Consider the following 18,952-nt stretch of genomic DNA (forward strand, 5'->3'; position numbering starts at 1 on the left):
AAAAGAAGCTCTACTAACGAGCTCCTTTAGTCTTAAAAATTCATGCGTGATTGGCCACCGTCAACGTTCAATGTAGCGCCTACTACCCAAGACGCCTTGTCAGAAGCTAAAAACGTCACAACGTTTGCCACTTCTTCTGGCTTGCCAAAACGTCCAGCAGGAATTTGCTCCGCCACAAATTGCTTCATTTTTTCTGGATTCTCCTCGACACGCTTGATCCAGTTACCTGTTGGATGAAGAATGCTTCCTGGTGCGACGCCGTTGACACGAATTCCATCTTTAATCACTTCATCTGCCAACGATTTTGTGAAGCTAATCATCGCAGCTTTTGCGTTGTTATACGTCACTTTCCCGCCGCTCTCACGACCAAAAATAGAGGTGATATTAATAATACTTCCGCTTCCTGCAGCTTTCATTTCGTTCACCGCTAGCTGACTGAGGTGAACGCCTGATACGTAGTTCAGCTCCATCGCTTCTACAAATGTATCAAGATCCGTTTCCATTGCCGTACTACCATTACTTCCGCCTGCGTTGTTTACAAGCACATCAATGCGTCCGAAATCTTGCACAAATTGCTGAATAAGCTGCTCACGCTCTGCTTTTTTGGAAACGTCGACTTGATACGCTTTTATGTTTGGATACTGCTTTTTCATCTCATCGAGCGATTCTTGTCCGCGTGCCGCAATTCCTACGTTCGCACCTTCTGCTAAAAAGCTCTCTGTAATCGATTTTCCAATCCCTTTTGATCCACCTGTAATTAATACGCTTTTACCTTGAAGTTCTAATTCCATCTCATCTCGCTCCTTATGTACAAAAAAATAACGAATTTGTAAGTTTTTCATATTTTAGCATGGTATAATCGCTTTTGTTATAAAGTCTAACACATATTGAGGGATAACAATGAAGCAAACGTTTTCGAACGCACAAAAAATCAAACAGCTTTTTATGATTTTAATTCCCATTTTAATTACGCAGCTAGCCATGTTCTCGATGAACTTTTTTGACACGACGATGTCTGGGCACTTTAATAAGCATGACTTAGCAGGCGTTGCTATTGGGTCTAGTCTATGGATTCCTGTTTTTACAGGATTAAGTGGTATTTTAATGGGAATCACGCCTATTATCGCTCAGCTTGTAGGAAGTAACGAAAAGAAAAAGGTTCCCTTTACCGTGATACAAGGTATCTATGTGGCGGTTGGGATGGCCGCTCTAATCGTGGTCATTGGCTTTTTTGTACTCGATCCCATTCTAGCTGGCATGAAGCTTGATCACGAGGTGCAGCGGATCGCCAAAGAGTACTTAATTGCTTTATCATTTGGTATTTTCCCATTATTTATTTACACGGTTCTTCGCAATTTCATTGATGCGCTTGGGCAAACGAGAACGACGATGCTTATTACGCTTTTTGCGCTGCCTATTAATATTGCTTTGAACTATTTGCTTATATTCGGTAATTTCGGATTTCCAAAGCTAGGCGGCGTTGGATCTGGTTACGCAACAGCTATTACCTATTGGTGTATTTTAGCTCTGGCTGCTTTTATTATTTGGAAAAAGAGCCCGTTTTCCCATTATCACCTGTTCAGATCATTCTCTTCCATCGCTTTTTCTACATGGAAGGAAATATTAAAAATTGGCGTTCCCATTGGCCTTTCCATCTTTTTTGAAACGAGCATTTTTGCGGCGGTTACACTGTTTATGAGCGCGTATGATACGAATACGATTGCCTCTCATCAAGCTGCCATGAATTTTGCTTCGTTTCTGTACATGATTCCACTAAGCATTTCAATGGCACTAACGATCGTCATCGGATTTGAGACAGGTGCAAAACGTAAAGAAGATGCGAGAAGATATAGCAAGCTAGGTATTTCATTTGCTGTTACGATGTCACTCGTGTGCGCGCTTATTCTCTTTTTCTTCCGAGAGCAGGTGGCAGGCATTTATACAAATGATAGGGGCGTGCTGAAGTTAACTGCTCATTTCTTAATTTACGCCCTATTTTTCCAGCTTTCTGATGCGGTTCAGGCTCCAATTCAAGGGATTTTACGAGGCTATAAAGATGTGAACTTCACCTTTATTATGGCCCTCATTTCGTACTGGGTGATTGGCCTGCCGGCTGGCTATTTACTTGCTAACTATACGGATCTTTCCGCTTTCGGCTATTGGATTGGCTTAATTTCTGGTCTGGCGGCTGGAGCGATTGGCCTTTCATACCGCCTTAGATGGGCACAAAAAAAACAATGGATTGGAGGAAACACAAATGATTCGCAAAGGAACCACGCATGATCTCGAACGCATAATGAAGATCGTCACAGAAACCCTCTCCATTATGAAGGAGCAACATAATGATCAATGGACAGACGAATATCCACAGAAACAAGTATTTGAGCAAGATGTCCAAAATGGAGCGTTGTACGTGGAGGAGAAAAACGGTCAGGTGATTGGGTCGATTACAATCGATCAACAGGAAGCTGCTGAGTACAAGCCGATTGCTTGGCAGAGTAAAGATTCAGCTTATGTATTTCATCGCCTGCTCGTTGATCCGAAAGAGCGTCGTGTAGGTACGGCGTCCTCTCTTTTAGCGTTCGCTGAGCAATTGGCGCTCTCTCATAACGTTCCTTACATGAAGGCTGATACATATTCTCTGAATAAAGGGATGCAGCGGTTTTTTGAGCGAAATGGATATGAGCTAAGAGGCGAGATGTCCTTTCACGGAAAGAACCATCCTTTTTATTGCTATGACAAACGGTTAGATGAGAAAAGATAATTCTCTCTGGAACTTCTTTTCTCATCTCGTTCGCTAGTTTTTTAGCCACGTAAGCATACGAAAAATGGAGAATGGATCAAACCACGTAATGGCAAATCCAACAACTGCGAGTGCGAGAACAGGAAACAACTTCATCGTTCCCTGTTCTTTTTTGATAAAGGCCCAAAAACTTAAACATGCTCCAAGTACTAAAGACGCAAATCCGAACAGCATTCCGGGCTCTAAAAATGACGGATATGGATAAGCGTAAGCAATCCCCATCAGAACAGTGCCAGTAGCAGCAAATAAAGCAGCAAACAGGCTAATTCTTTTCAAAAAAATCCCCCCTTACTCTTCTTTTCTCATTTTATCTAAAATGGGATAATTATACAATTATTTTCAGCACACATAGAAAAAACCGTACGTGATATTACACATACGGTTGGTATCTTTCATGACTCGCGTGTTTAAACGTCTTAAAGAGACGAGCGCATCATGAAGATCGGTCATCGCTATTTATGTATTAAGGATTTGTGGCGCTTTCTACATAGCCATAGTTGTCCCTGATCGCTTTTTTAATCATTGATTCGCAGCGCTCAAGTTCTACTTTTAGCTGTCGCTTGTAAAGCTGTGCTTTTTCGTATCCGCCGTCAGGGAAGCGATAATAGACAACCTCTTGAAGCTTCATTCCTTCTTTCTTACGCTTTACCTGCTGTAGAACACCATCTTCAATTAAATCATGCAGCGCTTTATACACTTCGGAATGATTAGGCTTGTAGCCAAATGGTCGAAACTCATCGCGTAACGCGTCTAAAAGCTTCAATCCATACAGTCTATCCTGCTCTGTCATTGTAATCATATAAAGTTTTAGAAATGCACGCTGTTTTAATAGAAATCCACTTGACGTTCGTTTATCACCCATTGATATGTCCTTCCTTTCTTTTCTAATTAATCATTTATTATTTTCTATAATTATACTGTATTCTCATATATTTCTCCTGCCATAAGCCCGAAAAAACTCCTTTTTTCCCACTTTACCCGTTGTTCTTAAAAAATAATCATAAACATATTCTTATTTTAACTATTTTTAATTTGAACATATAGTCAACACTCTCTTTCCTGTTTGAGGATGACAACTGCCCGTTTGTACTCACCTATAAAGACAAGACGTATGCATTCAGACTTTTGCTTCCACATGAACTTTCTTTCTTTTTAGGTTAAAACTGCTTGGGCTCATACATATGCTGTAACAAGGTGTATTTGAAGGAGGTAAAGCTGTGAAAAATGATAAAAACTTTGATTGGAGCTCTCTCAATGACAAGGTAGAGGATATTCTCGGACGCCACTTTTGGAACGACTTGCACGATATTTTACCAAAACGTTTTCCGAATATTGATCTGTATCAAACGGATACGGAAGGCATTGTCGTTATGGAAATTCCTGGTCTGGTGTCTTCAACGGATGTTCAAATTCGCTTAGAATCCAATAACCTGATTATTCAAGGGGAAATTCCGTATCCATATCCTTATCCAAAGAAACAGCTACCAATGCAAGAACGCTACACAGGGAAATTCGAACGCTCCATCCGCCTCCCTTTTCACTATCTAGAAAGTAGCGTAACTGCCAAGTATAGAGCGGGTTTACTGGAGGTTCGCGTTCAAAAAGATCCCCAAAAACAAACCATCCCGATTTCGTTTGAAGCAGACATAGAAGATGAGGATTTAGATTAAAAGATAATAAGGTGACGAGAGTCCTCTAATAACGGAGCGGCTCTCGTCATCTATAACACCCCATCAGAATGTGAGGTGATGACAAATGGTTAACATTCGCTTCAACGACTTTAAAGTAGAAAGCGTTATGAACAACTCCGGCATCTTTTCTGGGGAAAATATTCATACTGGTATCAAGGCCACTCATAAAGTAAATCAAGGATATGGTGCCATTCTCGGAAATCACAATCCGATTACAAAAGGAAAGCACATGGTCGTAGATGATGATCAAATTGAGTTCTATCAAAAGAAGAAAACGTAGAACTGAGTGATTCTATTTGTTTAGACGTCGAAAAAAACAGCGGTCCATTGAACTAGAAGAAATGCAGCACTCACTCGATCAAAAGCTCGAAAATCTCGAATCGCTTCTAAAGCAGTTAGAGAAAAGACCGGTCGAATACCATTTTCACATTCAAAATGTGGACATTCATCAACCTGTCTTAAAAGAGCTGTCCTTTCATTTAGACGAAATTGACATTGAAGAAGTGAGCGGTGCCTTAAATGTGGGCAACAATTTTGGTGTGAGCGTGAATAAAAAGAAAGAGGAAAAACAAGAAAATACCGACGAGGCGCTACGTCAAGTCCAGCCTCATGAGAAAGGGTTTAACGTCTCATTTAATCCAAAAAAGAAGGAGGAATAATATGAGCGTCCCTACTCCTACATTTTTTATTGGTTCCATACGAATTAATAGTGTAGAAGGAGCCTCATCGGTAAATTTTGGAAACAACTGGCTAACAGACTTCACGAGCTATAAAAAACATAATCAAGGGCTCGGAAATATTAGCGGTGATCATAATGATATTCAGGGGCTTCGCTCTTTATTAAACGACTCAGATATTATTGACATGATTAATGACCCAGATGAGCAAGCCGTTCCGGAATGGCTACGAACCATTCTAGCAGAACGTTTCGCAGAAGATGATGATTCAACTGGTACCTAGGTATGTTGAATACAAAAAGACGATTGTGAGAATCCTCCTTACCTGGATGCTACAATCGTCTTTTTCTATTCTGATTTACATGTTTTATTTAAAAACATTGGTCCGTCGATTACATCATGATCATTCACAATATTAATAATACCCGTTGAATCATTTTTGATCCCGATGGTGTTTCCAAAACCAAAGTTATTTTTTAGAAAGGTTTTCCAATATAACTGGACGTTTGAACCTGTGAAAATACCCGAGCTGTTCATGACTGAATTAACGTTCATATTGTCAAAACAAATGTTAATCACACGATTATTTTTTTTCATCGTTTAGTATTGAATAGTCGGCTGTGGTTTAAATAGTTCCGGTTGAGCCATTGTGCCATCAACAACATCGCAGTCGTTGATAATATTAACAATGCCCTGCGAGTAAACCATTCCAATCTCTTGCCCGTTTCCAAAGTTGCTCTTCGCTTGCGTTGTCCAGTCTGACTGACTGTTTTGACCAGTTGAAACCGACGACGTTACTCCTATGCTGTTCACGTTAATTTGGTTAAAAATTAAAGATATTGGCATGTAAGTATCCTCCCTTTTTTTAGTGCACCTGTACTAATTTATAGGCTATTCAAGTGCATCATTTTTGGTGAATTTGTTCCAAAACAAATGATTTAGTGACTAAATAATTATTGAAATATTTAGAATTTTTATTATAATGAGAAACATCATCTTTTTTAAAGGAGTTATACGAAATGAAAACAGTAGAGAGAATAAGCAAATTTGCAGGAGACACGTTTGCGATCTGGGTCGTAGTGGTTGCGACCATCAGTTTTTTTGTCCCAAGTGCTTTTACATGGATTGCTCCTTACATCTCCATCTTGTTGGGCATCATTATGTTTGGCATGGGGCTTACACTATCACTATCTGATTTTAAAGCACTGCTAAAAACACCAAAGAGCGTGATGATCGGCGTTCTGGCTCAATTTATTATTATGCCGCTCGTGGCGTACGCACTGGCGAATCTTTTTAACCTGCCGCCTCAAGCTGCCGTTGGCGTTATTTTAGTCGGCTGTTGTCCTGGAGGTACTGCATCAAACGTGATGACTTTTTTAGCCAAAGGAAACACAGCGCTGTCCGTTGCCGTCACATCAATTTCGACACTGCTTGCGCCTTTTTTAACCCCGACTCTAACGTTGCTTTTAGCTAGCAAATGGTTGCCGGTCTCAACGAGCTCCATGTTTCAATCCATTCTGCAAATTGTCCTTGTTCCGATTGTCCTTGGTCTTGTAGTCAAGGCGCTGTTTAAAAAGCAGGTGGAAAAGAGCGTCACCGTCCTTCCACTCGTATCTGTTGTCGGAATTGTTGCGGTTGCAGGCGCTGTTGTTGCCCTTAACTCTGCGCAAATCGCCAAAACAGGGTTACTCATTATGCTGATTGTCATCCTACATAACGGTTTTGGATTATTACTCGGCTTTTTAGCAGCGAAATTTCTTCGCCTTGATTATCCTAGTCAGAAAGCAATCTCGATTGAGGTGGGGATGCAAAATTCAGGCCTTGGTGCTGCCCTTGCGCTCGCTCATTTCTCACCGGCCGCCGCCGTTCCAAGCGCGATCTTTAGCGTATGGCACAATATCTCCGGTCCACTGCTCGCCACATGGTGGGGAAAACGAGCAGCCAAAATCAAAGAAGTAGAAAAAGCAGATTCCGCTTCCACTCGCATTCACGCGTAAATGACAAAGAGGCCTAGAAATTTAGGCCTCTTTGTTGTACCAATTATTGATTTGTTGCTCAATTTGATACTGTGCGCCTTCCCCTTTTCCGTAGAAACGTAACCGAAAGTACAGTGTGCGAGCAAAATTCATCCTTCCTGTCGTAAACTCTTTTTAAAATTCGTCAGTGCGTTGTTGAATCCTTCTCTTAATTCTTTAATCTGTCTGCCTTATGTTACGCCCTTGTGAATTTAAATCCAAATAAATGCATTTAAATTCTTTTATCGGAAGGTTTATTCAGGCGTTTTCTTCGTATTTTCACCTTCAAAACTACACTCTTTATTTTTAAAAATGTTGAACAATATCCCTTTCATATCAAGGTTTATACGACTTTTTTATTATTCAGATTATTTCATAAAATCTCAGAAAAAATCTGAATAATCTTTTTTTCTTGTTTTTGTATAAAAACGAATATAATTATATTTATCCGACAAACGAACACGATTTTGTATGAAAAGAGTCATGATGACAAAAAAATATGGTTTAAAAATCGGGACTTATTGCTCACAATATCACAAAGATGTAAGCAGGACTTCCCGAAAACAACACTTGAAATTGATGTAAAGGATGGATGGAAATGCTTCGATTTTTTAGCGTTACAGTAGGGTCTCTTATCATTGCAGTCGCATACAACTGGTTTTTAATCCCTCATAACATTTTAAGTAGTGGAATTAGTGGGATTGCGATGATTATTGGAATTCTCTCTCCTCTTGATACAGGACTGATGAACTTTTTACTTAACCTGCCTCTTTTGATTATTGGCTACATTAAATTAGGAAGAGACTTCATTTTATATAGTATATTGTCTGTTGTGGTGCTCTCTGTTGCCCTTTATGTTATTCCGATTCAGGCTGTTGCACACGACGTTATTATTTCAAGCGTATTCGGCGGTGTCCTAACCGGTATTGGTGTAGGAATCGTGCTACGAAGCTCTGCTTGTACAGGTGGATTTGATATTGTGAGCCTTCTCTTAACGGTGAAGCGTGATATGCCAATTGGAACGATTTTAAGTGCAATGAATGGAATTGTCGTCATCATCTCAGGATTTTTCCTTGGCTGGGACGCAGCACTTTACACGCTTGTGTCCATCTTTGTAACTGGTAAAGTAGTCGATGCTGTGCACACGCGTCACATTAAACTAACGCTGATGATTATTACAAGCAAAGGTGAAGACATGAAACAGCGTCTTCTAGACAGCGTATACCGAGGCATTACGGTGATGGATGGTGAAGGTGCCTACTCAAAAACCGAGCGTAAAATTCTTATGACGGTTATTTCACGATACGAGCTGACAAACATTAAAGGACTTATTCAGGACGTCGACCCACAGGCTTTTGTAAATATTACTGAAACGGTCGAGGTAGTAGGACTGTTTCATAGAGGATAGAAAAAAACGAAGCGCGACATTAGAGCGCTTCGTTTTTTTTGATCTGTATATAGGTGTTACTGTAAGTTGAAGAAAACTTCTCCATCAAGATTTTTTTGATATCGAAGCTGTGCTTTTTCATCTTTCTTTACTAGTCCCGCTATGTATCCTTCTTTTTCGTTCCCAACATACATTTCGAAGCTGAATTCAGGTTCTGTGGATGGCGTAATGTCTCCACTATATATGTCTCCACTTTCACTTACCACTGCAAAATTAACAATCCCATCAATATTAAAAGCCAAATCCTTTGTTTCAGACTCAACAAATTTCACTTTTGATTTTACGATCATATATTCATATCCTTCTGGAGGTGCTTCATTAAATTCATTCATTTTTTTCAACATTTGATATGCTTGTTCACCTCGTATAATTTCCTCCATCGTAAGATCAAATTTTATCGGATACGAATCTCCGTTGTCATCGTAAATATCATCTTCTATCGTAGCCGTTTTTTGAAAGGGGATTGGATTACTTCTAGTTCCAAGCGGTGATTCCTTTTTCGCCACAGGTTTTGGCGTTTGCTTTTCTTCTTTTTGCTTAGTACCTTCTTCTTTTACGAAAACTTTTTCTGTCTCTTGGCTACACGCAGCTAATAATCCAATACTAACAACACTACTTATTAGTAATCCTATTGTTTTTTTTAGTATCATTCTTGTAATGCTCCTCGTCTTTTTATTTTATACTTCCTCGTTATTCCGTTTTATCAAAATCATTAGGGTACACGACTGTCTTAAATACATCGTTAGTATTTTTGTCTTTTACATGAATCTTCACTTGAATGTCCTTGTCATTTTTCCCGTCATACAGTTGATACATCATCCCACTCATTCCAAGAGCTACTAATGAAAATCCATCCATACTATTTTCATATTTTTGTTTATCTACCAAAAGCGTTAATTCAGTATAATTTTGATTGTGGGTTACATCATGAATAGATGTATAATCCTTACTCGTTTTCATTTCGCCAAGAGAACTCTCAATGTGAGTATTTAGACTCTTCAATAGTTTTTCATGCTGAGATTTAGTCATTTTGTATGTAAGCGATCCATCGGAATTTTTAGTGACTTTTTTAATACCTTCTTTTTTCGCCTCGTCTATTACTTTATTAATATCTTGTCCTTCAAACGTTGAGGCAGGAATTGTAATCTCAACGTTAAATAGTCCTTTATGAACATTTACAGCATTCTTTGAATCAGTCTTTTTTTCTGATGCTTTTTCTTGCTCTCCTGAACAAGCAGCTAATGCAAACATTAGTCCCAAAGCTACTATCAAGTATTTCATTTTCTTCATGTGTTTCCCTCCTGAGGTTTTTTATAACTTTTCTAATATAACATTTGGATTACTTTTTTTGAAGTTTTTCACATGGAAAAATTAATTTTATTAAGAAGAAAAAGGATTTCGCGTTTTCTGTAAACTTTATCAGTATATAAAAACCATTATTTTTTACTTTTACTTTCAGAAAAAAAACGTATATTTCATTCCTATATAAAAAGAAAAATTCAGAAAATCTCCCTTTGCAACCCCTCTTCATATACTACAAAGACATCTCGACAATAAAGGAGTATATGTATGACACAATTCGGTTATTTAGATTTTCTTGCTCAAATGGGGGTTGGCGGTGCTCACCCTGGAGGCCTTTCATTAACTTCCTATTTACTAGCACAGGAAACGATTACAGATCAAACGGCCATCTTAGATATTGGCTGCGGCACAGGGCAAACGGCCGCTTATATCTATTCAAACTTCCCCTCACAGCTTTCTGCCTGTGATGCGAACGAAATGATGGTGAAAAAAGCGAATCAGCGTTTCCATCATCACAGACTTCCGCTTAAGGCAACCGTTGAGAATGCGGAACTCCTTTCCTTTCCAGACGAATCCTTTCATCTCGTGCTGTCAGAATCCGTCTCAACGTTTACTCGCACGGACTATTCGCTTGCTGAATATCACCGAGTTTTAAAGCCTGGAGGGGTGCTTCTTGCAATTGAAACAACCAAAAACCCCTCTTTAACAGATGAAACGGCTGAGGAACTTCGAGCCTTTTATCGTTTTCCTCGTATGCTGACCGAACAAGAATGGATTGATGCGCTACAAATAGCAGGCTTCCGTAAAACATCTAGCCTCACCCCTCCTTCGTATGAAGAGGACCTTGAAGAACAAATCGAAAACGGAACAGACTTTTCACTTACTCACCCCATTCCACAAGCCATCTATGACATTCTAGCACGACACGAAGAGCTAGCTCCCCACCTTTCATTTTCAATCTTTCGTGCGGTTAAATAAGAAAATCTCCTAACTTTCTCTATTAATACGAGAAAATTGGGAGATTTGCACAGAACCCTTTCTAGTATCTTTCATACCTTATAGTAGAAACACGAAAGGGGTAAGTGCTATTGTCTACTAGAGATTATCATTCATTATGTCGTCGTTATACAGGTAAAACCGTTAAAATCACCGATCGTAACGGAAAAGTTCACGTCGGACGCATTTCAAAAGTATCAGGTGAGAAGGTTTACATTGAGCCATTAAGATCAAGAAGAGGCTACGGATACGGGTTCTTCGGTGGCGGATGTGGCTGTGGTTGCGGTGGAGGCTGCGGCGGTGGAGGCTGCGGCGGTGGCGGAGGTTACTATGGCGGCGGTGGAGGCTACTTCTACGGCGGTGCTTACAGTTTAGCTATCGGCTTTATCGCGGGCATTGCAATCGCTAGCTTATTTTTCATCTAATAGAAGAGAAAAGACTCCTTCTTCGGAAGAAGTCTTTTTTTTACGTGATAAAAAGGACTATACACAGTCACATAGCCCTTAAAACTCGTATTCAATCCCAAACTCGTGGTCGATTAGCGTCCATACTTCGTAGATACTGTAAAAGTTGCCCCGTATGTACAGATTCATGATAACCAATTCGCATTAACATATCACCAAGTGACCGAACATAACCTACATCTGACCGATCAATTTGAATAGTGGTTAGCTCCTCTTCAGAAAATCCACCAATCATATTTAGAAACTCTTGATGATATGAGTCTGCAAATGCTAATTCATCTTGAACCGAACGAAACGGTCTATTTTCAAAAGGAGAATGGAATTCCGTTAAGCTTCCTCTGTTTACAATCGCCAAGTGATAATAATATTCAGACTCTAATACATGGCGCACCATTTCTAAAGCGCTCATCGCTTCACTGTCCGGTTTCCAATGAAGCTTATTTTCAGGGATGGCTTCCCAAACCTTTACGCTTCGTCTCCTAATCTCTTTGGCATTCACTAGTATAATATCAACTGCATTCATTTTTATTCCCCCATCTATCGTATTTGAGTACGAAAAGTCGCCGTACTCCTCTCAAAGTAAAAACGTTTATTGTAAAAGTACGTTTTCTTCTAATTTTTTCAAAAAATCATTTTACCTAATTTCCTTCTTAAACTGAGAAAGGTTTTTAACGATAACTATAGATTTTTCATTCGCCATTGGATGGATGCATACCACTTCTACATATCCTGTCATTTTAGGTAATGAGTAGAGAAAAATAAAAAATGGTTTACAAAACAATAAAATGACCAGAAAGATCGCTCTGCATTTTTTTACTTATTTTTCATTTAATTCCATATTCTCTTAGTCTATTTTATCCCTTTATACAATCTATTTCTAGTATTGATGATCGAAAACAAGTATCGCTTCAGCCTTTTTATACTAAAAGCCTTTTCTAAAACTAAAAGTAGCTCTATTATAAAAATGAGAGTCGTTACGAATGGCTTTCATTTAACACTATGCATATATTAAAAGTTTACAATAATTTCCTTAATTTTCGAACCCCAGTCATACTGCCCTTTTCTAGAAAAAGCACCTACGTTCATTTTTTTGCCATGATTTTAGGAAGTATGGCTCCAGAAAAGAAATGACATTATAAAAGAACACGCAGAACTGCTGAGGCCACTGAAAAAGTCCCTAAAGGATTGCGTTCATAACGGAGTCGGTTGATTTCCACTCCAGGTCGCTTCGCTTTCCGCGGGGCGTGCGGTGAGCCTCCTCGTTGCTCTGCAGGGTCTCACCTGTCACGCTAATCCCGCAGAAGTCTCGCACCTTCCGTTCCAAACAACCTAGAGCGACTGCATCATATGCAAGGGCCAAATTTCCATTTCGAAAGGAACTTGGGTGTTTTTTGCTTTAATAATAAAGAAAATCCATTTATTCAACCTAAAAAAAGACTCCTTCTGCAAAAGGAGTCTTTTCGTTAATCATATTTCGAGCTCAGTACAATATCGCCCTGTGGTAGCTTTCGGTTTGGTTGATTTTCAAGCGTAATCGCAATGGTATCCCACTGTTTTTTTGCTTCCTGTGGTTTTAGCGTATATACCATTACACCATTTCCTTGGCTATCTGTTACGAACGAACCGGCTGGCTGAGGTTTATTATCTTTGATCAGCCAAACTTGATAGACTTCATTTCCTTTTAGAGATGAAAGACCCTGTGCTTGAATGACCATGTTTGTGCTGTTATTCGTCGTGTTGACCATTGAAGCTGTGGCAGTAGCTGGCTTTGTCGACGCTGCCTGCAAGCTTAGAGTTTTACTGATGGAATCTGTGCTCGTTGCTCTTAGCGGCTCGGCGCTTTCATTTTCTTTGTCCCAGTTCACAACGGCATATCCATTTCCAATGAGTGATAACAATAAACCAGCTGCTAAAAGAGGCATTAACCACCGCGTCTGGCCTCGTCTTTTTGGTCGTGGCTTCTCTACAACGGACGGCTTTTTAACTTCTGAACGATCTACGGGCTGAACAGGTTTCTCTTGCTCCTCTGCAAATACATTCGCTAGTACACGTGCTTTCATGTCAGATGGGGGAGACTTTGGTTCTGCTAAAAAAGCAAGATCACCGACCACTTCTTGAAGCTCCCGAAGCTCTTCTTGACAGCTGTGGCACTCTTTTAAGTGCTGTTCAAATTGCATACGTTCCTCATCAGATAACGCTCCATTAAAGTAGTCAATCACTAAGTGGCAATAATCGTTGTTCATGCATCTCCCCTCCTTCCGTGGTCCGCTACTAGGTACTGTCGTAAATTTTTCAAGGCTAATCGTATCCTTCCTTTTACTGTTCCGAGCGGAATTTGCCGTGATTCCGCAATTTTTTGCTGTGTGAATCCTTTAAAATAAACATAATCAATTACTTCTTGTTGTTCGGTTGAAAGCTGTGATACAGCTCGCTTGATTCGCTCTCGTTCCTCCTGCCACTCTACTTCTCCTTCGACATGCGTGTTTTCGTCCGCTAGTAGATTTAATACTTCCGCATCTTGAAACGGCTGGTCTTTTCGTTTACGAATTAAGTCGATAGCTGTGTTTCGAGCAATGGTTAGGATCCACGATGAGAATTTCCCTTTTGTCTCATCATAGACACCTCCACCTTTCCATAGCTTGATGAATACTTCCTGAACAACTTCTTCTGCTACATCTATGTTACTCGTCAATTTAAACGCGAATGAATATAATATCTTTTCGTATCGATCGTATAACAGTTCGAGCGCGGATTGATCACCTTGCTTTATCCTGTCATACAGAACAGCATCGTTCAACTTTTCCATATAATTCTCCTTTTGATCCGTTTGCTGTGATGACTGCTGTCATTATTCTAACGGAAGAAATAGTAAAATGGATCACCAAAACAGCAAAATAGGTATTTTTCACTAACTTGTTAACCATACCCGTCTTTTTTCATTTTCAATCCTCATCATTTGTTTTGCAACGGAATGGAAATCTTTATACAATAGAAATAGCGAAAATAAGTAGAGGTGAACCACAATGGAAACAAGCCCTCTCGTTTTATTTGATGGCGTATGTAATTTTTGCAACGGCAGTATTAATTTTATCATTAAGCATGACCAAAAAGGTATATTTCAATTCGCCCCTTTGCAATCGGAAGCGGGAGAACGCATCCTCAAAAGCTTTTCTATTCCCGATCATTATTTAGATAGCCTCGTATACATTGAAAACAATCGCTGCTATGTAAAGTCAACTGCCGCCCTGAAAATTGCACGGCGACTTGACGGAGGATGGAAACTATTTTATGCCGCCATCATTGTCCCAAGGCCCATCCGTGATTATATCTACTCCATTATAGCGAAAAATCGCTACAAGTGGTTCGGAAAACGCGATGCCTGCATGATTCCTACCCCTGATGTTCGAAAGCGATTTTTGAACTAATGTTGAACAGTAGGGTGTCCGTTCTTATTTTCACATCACGTCTATCCTAATGGTCTAAAGAACGTTTCGTATCCATAAAGACATGATGCTAATCCATTATACCAAACAGTCGAATGGTTTACGTGCTTCTTCTACTGAGCCACTCGTAGTCATTGACTGCAAGGAAAATAGTTGTTCAAATATAAAAAGGAATGAGGAGCAGTGCCTCATTCCTTTTTTATCTATCCAAGTTTCTTTTGACTTCTGCTGTAAATATCGAACCAAACAGCAATAATTAAGATGCTTCCTTTTACGATCAGCTGCCAGAAGGAATCAATGTTCATGATACTCATTCCGTTATCAAGACTTGCCATTACAAGTCCCCCAATTAGTGCTCCAGGAATAGTTCCAATCCCGCCCATTAAGCTTGTTCCACCGATTACACATGCTGCGATTGCATCCAATTCGTACATGTTTCCTGCGCCAACAGTCGCCGCATTTACGCGTGCCGTTAAAATTAATCCAGCTACTGCTGCTAGCGTATTACATAGGACAAAGACAAACAAAATGCGTTTTTTACTATTAATCCCTGATAAGACCGCCGCTTCTGTATTTCCACCAATGGCATATACTTGACGACCAAACACCGTGTTTTTAGCAATAAACGTAAACACTAGTGCTAACACAATCACGATAATAATCGGAATCGGAATTCCTTGATACTGATTCATCACATAAGCAAAGCCCATGATCAGTACCGTATATCCAATAAGCTTCACACTCGTTAATCCCATTCCCGCCACTTCAAAGCCATATTTGATCCGTGCTTGACGCTGTCGAATCGTTAAAAATGCCATAATCAGCACCCCGACTGCTGCCATTGCGTACCCGAACCAAGGAAGGATATATCCTTGACCAATTGCTTTGAAGTCAACTGTTAGCGGTGCCACGGTTTGACTATCCGTCATACCGGTTAAGATTCCCCGGAAAATAAGCATTCCACCAAGCGTTACGATAAAGGCAGGAACGGCCCGGTATGCTACCCACCAGCCCTGCCATAGGCCAATTAATGCTCCTAAAATGATCGTTGCAATAATAACGGGAATCGCGCTCCAATGAAACCATACATTTAAAACAGCGGCAACCCCGCCCGTTAGTCCAACAAGAGAACCAATGGATAGATCAATTTGTCCTGATACGATGACAAGTACCATCCCAATCGCAAGTACAGACGTAACCGACATTTGTAAAAATAGATTTGATAAGTTCCTTGGCGTTAAAAATGTTTCATTCATAATGGCAAAGAAGACCCAAATGACGATGAGTGCTCCAATCATGGAATAAGCACGCATGTCGAATTGAAAGCTTACTTTTCGTTTTCCCGCTCCCGGTTTGACCTCAAGATCTGTTACACGTCCAGCCTCCATTTTATACTCCTCCTGTCGCAGCTTTCATAATATTTTCCTGCGTTGCTTCTTTAATCGGCAGTGTCGCCGCAAGTCTTCCCTCACAGAGGACGGCCACACGGTGACTCATTCCTAAGATTTCAGGAAGCTCCGAGGAAATCATAATAATGGCCACTCCCTCATTTAAAAGCTCATGCATAATTTGATAGATTTCTAACTTGGCCCCAATATCAATTCCACGAGTAGGTTCATCTAAAATTAGCACCTTTGGATTTGTCATAAGCCACTTTCCGATGACAACCTTCTGTTGATTTCCACCGCTAAGCGTTCCAACAACCGTTTCAACAGACTTTGCTTTAATACGAAGCTTTCGTAAATAATCGGTTCCGTAGCGAACTTCTTCGTTTTGATTGATGGAGCCAAATGACGTAATCGCTTTTAAGCTTGGAAGCGTAACGTTCTTTTTAATATCCATATTTAGGACAAGTCCATATTTTTTGCGATCCTCTGACACAAGCGCAATCCCTTTTCGAATCGCCCCTTGAGTCGTTTTAATGCGCGCATACTCACCTTCAATGTACACGTCACCCTCTGTTTTTCCACCATAGGCCCCAAATAAGCTCATCGCAAGCTCCGTTCGTCCTGACCCCATGAGGCCCGCAATACCAAGGATTTCTCCCTTACGAACTTCAAGCGACACATTGTTTATCACCTTTTTATGATGAAAGTCCGGATGATACACGCTGTAGTCTTTTAGCGATAAAACGACTTCCTTTGGATTAAACTGGATGTCTGGATAACGATTGGTCATTTCTCTTCCGACCATGTATGCAATCACCTGATCTTCCGTAATCGTACTCGTTTGGTACGTACCAATCGTCTTTCCATCACGTAAAATCGTAATTTTATCTGCGATATCAAATACTTCATTTAGTTTGTGCGAGATATAGATACACGTCACGCCTTGGTTCCGAAACTCTTTTAAAATCGCTAGAAGAATGTCTACTTCCTGCTCGGTTAAAGCAGCGGTCGGCTCATCTAAAATGAGAATTTTAGCATTCTTTGAGAGTGCTTTTGCGATCTCAATTAACTGCTGTTGTCCAATTCCTAGTGTCCCTGTAATGGTTTCAGGGCTTACTCCTTTTAGTCCCACTCGACTAAGCCATTTTTCAGTTTCGCGGTACATTTCATGACGATTAATAACGCCAAAACGAGCAGGTTCATTACCTAAAATTAAATTCTCTGCGACCGTCATATGCTTCACGAGAGCAAGCTCTTGATAAATAATCGCGATCCCAGCATGCTCGGCATCTTTGATCGTTTTAAACATCTGCTCTCCTTGCTCCATCATAATCTTTCCTTCGTACGATCCGTGTGCATATAACCCGCTTAATACCTTCATAAGCGTTGATTTTCCGGCCCCGTTTTCTCCACACAGCGCGTGTATTTCTCCTCTTTGTACAGAAAAAGAAACGTTATCGAGTGCCTTTACGCCTGGAAACTCCTTGACGATTCCTTCCATCTCAAGAACAGCCATATGTCTTCTCCCTTCAGCGTTCAAATAGAAAGCGACTCCGTTAGAGGCGGCTTAATCCCCTCCACTGAGTCGCCCTTTGTGCTACGCTTATTTGTATACGTCCTCTTTTTTATGGAAGCCGTCTTTAATGATCGTGTCATCAAGGTTTTCCTTCGTTACTGCTACTGGATCAAGCAAGATAGACGGAACATCAATTTTTCCGTTATTTACTTTATCATCCGTTGTTACATCTTCATCTTTCGCCATTTTCACTGCAGCGTCTGCTACCGTTTCAGCGATTAATTTAATTGGTTTGTACACGGTCATCGTTTGTGTTCCATCTACAAGACGGCGAACTGCTGCTAATTCCGCATCTTGCCCTGAAACTGGTACTTTTCCGTCTAATTTTTGTGCTGCTAGTGCTTGAATAACACCGCCTGCTGTTCCATCATTTGCAGCTACAACAGCATCTACTTTGTTTTTATTTGCCGTTAACGCATTTTCCATGTTTGTTAACGCATTTGCTGGATCCCATTCGTCTGTCCATTGATCGTACACCACTTTAATATCACCTTTATCAATCAACGGTTGAAGAACGTTCATTTGTCCTTGTTTAAATAAATGAGCGTTGTTATCTGTGTCTGCTCCTTCAATCAATACATAATTTCCTTTTGGTTTAAGCTCTGTAATTGCTTTTGCCTGCATCTCTCCTACGCGTTCATTGTCGAAGGATACATATAAATCAACATCGGAATTTTTAATTAAGCGGTCATACGAAATAACTTTAATGCCTTCTTTATGCGCCATCTCAACGATTGAAGCCGCTACTTCTGCATTATGCGGTACGACAACTAATACATCGACACCTTGGCTAATTAAATTTTCTGCCTGTGAAATTTGCTTTGCATCGTCTCCGTTCGCTGCTTGCACGTTTACCGTTGCACCAAGTGACTCTGCTTTTTCTACAAACAGGTCACGGTCTTTTTGCCAGCGCTCTTCTTCAAGCGTATCCATCGAGAAGCCAATAACTAACTTGCCATTCTTTTTCCCACCGCTTGATTTACTACTATCTTCAGGCTTTGTTGCACCTGAGCTACACGCAACAAGTGAGAAAACTAATACTAATAATGCCCCCAGCATCCCCAATTTTTTCAACATTTTCTCCTACAACCCCTTTTTTCTATCTGATTTTAACTACATCTTAACTGTACCTTACACTCGCCATCTTTTT

25 protein-coding genes are annotated in these 18,952 nt (G+C 40.2%); 11 read left to right on the forward strand and 14 right to left on the reverse strand.

Translation table 11 applies throughout. The annotated features are described in order from the left end of the window. Positions 1 to 32 precede the first annotated feature (32 nt). Entirely contained in the window at positions 33 to 791 is a 759-nt protein-coding gene (locus AMD01_RS10730; protein WP_053401397.1) for an SDR family NAD(P)-dependent oxidoreductase, read from the reverse strand. A gap of 109 nt (positions 792 to 900) precedes the next feature. On the opposite strand from AMD01_RS10730, the gene AMD01_RS10735 reads away from it, so the two are divergent. Both AMD01_RS10735 and AMD01_RS10740 read left to right on the forward strand, forming a co-directional pair. Continuing rightward, entirely contained in the window at positions 901 to 2,283 is a 1,383-nt protein-coding gene (locus tag AMD01_RS10735) for an MATE family efflux transporter (protein ID WP_053401398.1), read from the forward strand. Positions 2,284 to 2,296: 13 nt separating this feature from the next. Next, entirely contained in the window at positions 2,297 to 2,764 is a 468-nt protein-coding gene (locus AMD01_RS10740; protein ID WP_245638929.1) for a GNAT family N-acetyltransferase, read from the forward strand. A gap of 33 nt (positions 2,765 to 2,797) precedes the next feature. Here AMD01_RS10740 and AMD01_RS10745 read toward each other — a convergent pair whose 3' ends face one another. Both AMD01_RS10745 and AMD01_RS10750 read right to left on the reverse strand, forming a co-directional pair. After that, on the reverse strand, positions 2,798 to 3,079 hold the full coding sequence (locus AMD01_RS10745; RefSeq protein WP_053401400.1) for a hypothetical protein: 282 nt from the start codon (positions 3,077 to 3,079) through the stop codon (positions 2,798 to 2,800). Between the two features lie 187 nt (positions 3,080 to 3,266). After that, positions 3,267 to 3,665 (reverse strand): replication termination protein, encoded by a 399-nt coding sequence (locus AMD01_RS10750; protein WP_053401401.1) that lies wholly within the window; start codon positions 3,663 to 3,665, stop codon positions 3,267 to 3,269. A 355-nt stretch (positions 3,666 to 4,020) separates the two neighbouring features. On the opposite strand from AMD01_RS10750, the gene AMD01_RS10755 reads away from it, so the two are divergent. The 4 genes from AMD01_RS10755 (at position 4,021) to AMD01_RS10770 (ending at position 5,454) form a co-directional block, all read left to right on the forward strand. Continuing rightward, positions 4,021 to 4,473, forward strand: a complete 453-nt coding sequence (locus AMD01_RS10755) for an Hsp20/alpha crystallin family protein (protein ID WP_053401402.1) — start codon at positions 4,021 to 4,023, stop codon at positions 4,471 to 4,473. An 85-nt stretch (positions 4,474 to 4,558) separates the two neighbouring features. Next, complete coding sequence (locus AMD01_RS10760) at positions 4,559 to 4,774, forward strand: hypothetical protein (protein ID WP_053401403.1); 216 nt, start codon at positions 4,559 to 4,561, stop codon at positions 4,772 to 4,774. 16 nt (positions 4,775 to 4,790) lie between these two features. Continuing rightward, positions 4,791 to 5,153 carry a hypothetical protein gene (locus AMD01_RS10765; protein WP_053401404.1) on the forward strand — a complete coding sequence of 121 codons (363 nt, stop codon included), beginning with the start codon at positions 4,791 to 4,793 and terminating at the stop codon, positions 5,151 to 5,153. A gap of 1 nt (position 5,154) precedes the next feature. Continuing rightward, a complete protein-coding gene (locus AMD01_RS10770; protein WP_053401405.1) occupies positions 5,155 to 5,454 on the forward strand; it encodes a hypothetical protein in 300 nt (99 codons plus the stop codon). Between the two features lie 65 nt (positions 5,455 to 5,519). Here AMD01_RS10770 and AMD01_RS10775 read toward each other — a convergent pair whose 3' ends face one another. Both AMD01_RS10775 and AMD01_RS10780 read right to left on the reverse strand, forming a co-directional pair. Beyond that, positions 5,520 to 5,726, reverse strand: a complete 207-nt coding sequence (locus tag AMD01_RS10775; protein WP_157052704.1) for a hypothetical protein — start codon at positions 5,724 to 5,726, stop codon at positions 5,520 to 5,522. Positions 5,727 to 5,771: 45 nt separating this feature from the next. Continuing rightward, positions 5,772 to 6,017, reverse strand: a complete 246-nt coding sequence (locus AMD01_RS10780; RefSeq protein ID WP_053401407.1) for a hypothetical protein — start codon at positions 6,015 to 6,017, stop codon at positions 5,772 to 5,774. 173 nt (positions 6,018 to 6,190) lie between these two features. Here AMD01_RS10780 and AMD01_RS10785 point away from each other — a divergent pair, with 173 nt between their 5' ends. Both AMD01_RS10785 and AMD01_RS10790 read left to right on the forward strand, forming a co-directional pair. After that, the gene (locus AMD01_RS10785) at positions 6,191 to 7,168 is read left to right on the forward strand and encodes a bile acid:sodium symporter family protein (protein WP_053401408.1); all 978 of its coding nucleotides are present in this window, start codon (positions 6,191 to 6,193) and stop codon (positions 7,166 to 7,168) included. Between the two features lie 616 nt (positions 7,169 to 7,784). Continuing rightward, positions 7,785 to 8,594, forward strand: coding sequence for a YitT family protein (locus AMD01_RS10790; protein WP_053401409.1), 810 nt, complete (start codon positions 7,785 to 7,787; stop codon positions 8,592 to 8,594). Between the two features lie 56 nt (positions 8,595 to 8,650). On the opposite strand, the gene AMD01_RS10795 is transcribed toward AMD01_RS10790, so the two are convergent. Continuing rightward, complete coding sequence (locus AMD01_RS10795; protein WP_053401410.1) at positions 8,651 to 9,283, reverse strand: hypothetical protein; 633 nt, start codon at positions 9,281 to 9,283, stop codon at positions 8,651 to 8,653. Positions 9,284 to 9,323: 40 nt separating this feature from the next. After that, positions 9,324 to 9,923 (reverse strand): hypothetical protein, encoded by a 600-nt coding sequence (locus AMD01_RS10800; protein WP_053401411.1) that lies wholly within the window; start codon positions 9,921 to 9,923, stop codon positions 9,324 to 9,326. Between the two features lie 279 nt (positions 9,924 to 10,202). Here AMD01_RS10800 and AMD01_RS10805 point away from each other — a divergent pair, with 279 nt between their 5' ends. Beyond that, entirely contained in the window at positions 10,203 to 10,913 is a 711-nt protein-coding gene (locus AMD01_RS10805; protein WP_053401412.1) for a class I SAM-dependent methyltransferase, read from the forward strand. Between the two features lie 110 nt (positions 10,914 to 11,023). Next, positions 11,024 to 11,356, forward strand: a complete 333-nt coding sequence (locus AMD01_RS24600) for a hypothetical protein (protein WP_053401413.1) — start codon at positions 11,024 to 11,026, stop codon at positions 11,354 to 11,356. A gap of 91 nt (positions 11,357 to 11,447) precedes the next feature. Here the strand turns inward: AMD01_RS24600 and AMD01_RS10815 are convergent, their stop codons facing one another. From AMD01_RS10815 to AMD01_RS10825, 4 genes are all read right to left on the reverse strand, one after another. Further along, positions 11,448 to 11,918, reverse strand: a complete 471-nt coding sequence (locus AMD01_RS10815; RefSeq protein WP_053401414.1) for a DinB family protein — start codon at positions 11,916 to 11,918, stop codon at positions 11,448 to 11,450. A 654-nt stretch (positions 11,919 to 12,572) separates the two neighbouring features. Beyond that, positions 12,573 to 12,755 (reverse strand): hypothetical protein, encoded by a 183-nt coding sequence (locus AMD01_RS24100; RefSeq protein ID WP_157052705.1) that lies wholly within the window; start codon positions 12,753 to 12,755, stop codon positions 12,573 to 12,575. Between the two features lie 103 nt (positions 12,756 to 12,858). Beyond that, the gene (locus AMD01_RS10820; protein ID WP_053401415.1) at positions 12,859 to 13,638 is read right to left on the reverse strand and encodes an anti-sigma factor; all 780 of its coding nucleotides are present in this window, start codon (positions 13,636 to 13,638) and stop codon (positions 12,859 to 12,861) included. Continuing rightward, on the reverse strand, positions 13,635 to 14,201 hold the full coding sequence (locus AMD01_RS10825; RefSeq protein WP_053401416.1) for an RNA polymerase sigma factor: 567 nt from the start codon (positions 14,199 to 14,201) through the stop codon (positions 13,635 to 13,637). Before AMD01_RS10825 ends, AMD01_RS10820 begins: the two co-directional genes overlap by 4 nt. A 217-nt stretch (positions 14,202 to 14,418) precedes the next feature. Here AMD01_RS10825 and AMD01_RS10830 point away from each other — a divergent pair, with 217 nt between their 5' ends. Further along, positions 14,419 to 14,820 (forward strand): thiol-disulfide oxidoreductase DCC family protein, encoded by a 402-nt coding sequence (locus AMD01_RS10830; protein ID WP_053401417.1) that lies wholly within the window; start codon positions 14,419 to 14,421, stop codon positions 14,818 to 14,820. A gap of 221 nt (positions 14,821 to 15,041) precedes the next feature. On the opposite strand, the gene AMD01_RS10835 is transcribed toward AMD01_RS10830, so the two are convergent. The 3 genes from AMD01_RS10835 to xylF all read right to left on the reverse strand — a co-directional run bounded on the left by AMD01_RS10835 (position 15,042) and on the right by xylF (position 18,879). After that, positions 15,042 to 16,226, reverse strand: a complete 1,185-nt coding sequence (locus AMD01_RS10835; protein ID WP_053401418.1) for a sugar ABC transporter permease — start codon at positions 16,224 to 16,226, stop codon at positions 15,042 to 15,044. A gap of 1 nt (position 16,227) precedes the next feature. Continuing rightward, positions 16,228 to 17,742: a xylose ABC transporter ATP-binding protein gene (locus AMD01_RS10840; protein WP_053401419.1), complete on the reverse strand. Its 1,515-nt coding sequence runs from the start codon at positions 17,740 to 17,742 to the stop codon at positions 16,228 to 16,230. Between the two features lie 87 nt (positions 17,743 to 17,829). Beyond that, the gene (xylF, locus tag AMD01_RS10845; protein ID WP_053401420.1) at positions 17,830 to 18,879 is read right to left on the reverse strand and encodes a D-xylose ABC transporter substrate-binding protein; all 1,050 of its coding nucleotides are present in this window, start codon (positions 18,877 to 18,879) and stop codon (positions 17,830 to 17,832) included. Positions 18,880 to 18,952: the final 73 nt, after the last annotated feature.

Source organism: Priestia koreensis (genome assembly GCF_001274935.1).
Taxonomy (GTDB): domain Bacteria; phylum Bacillota; class Bacilli; order Bacillales; family Bacillaceae_H; genus Bacillus_AG; species Bacillus_AG koreensis.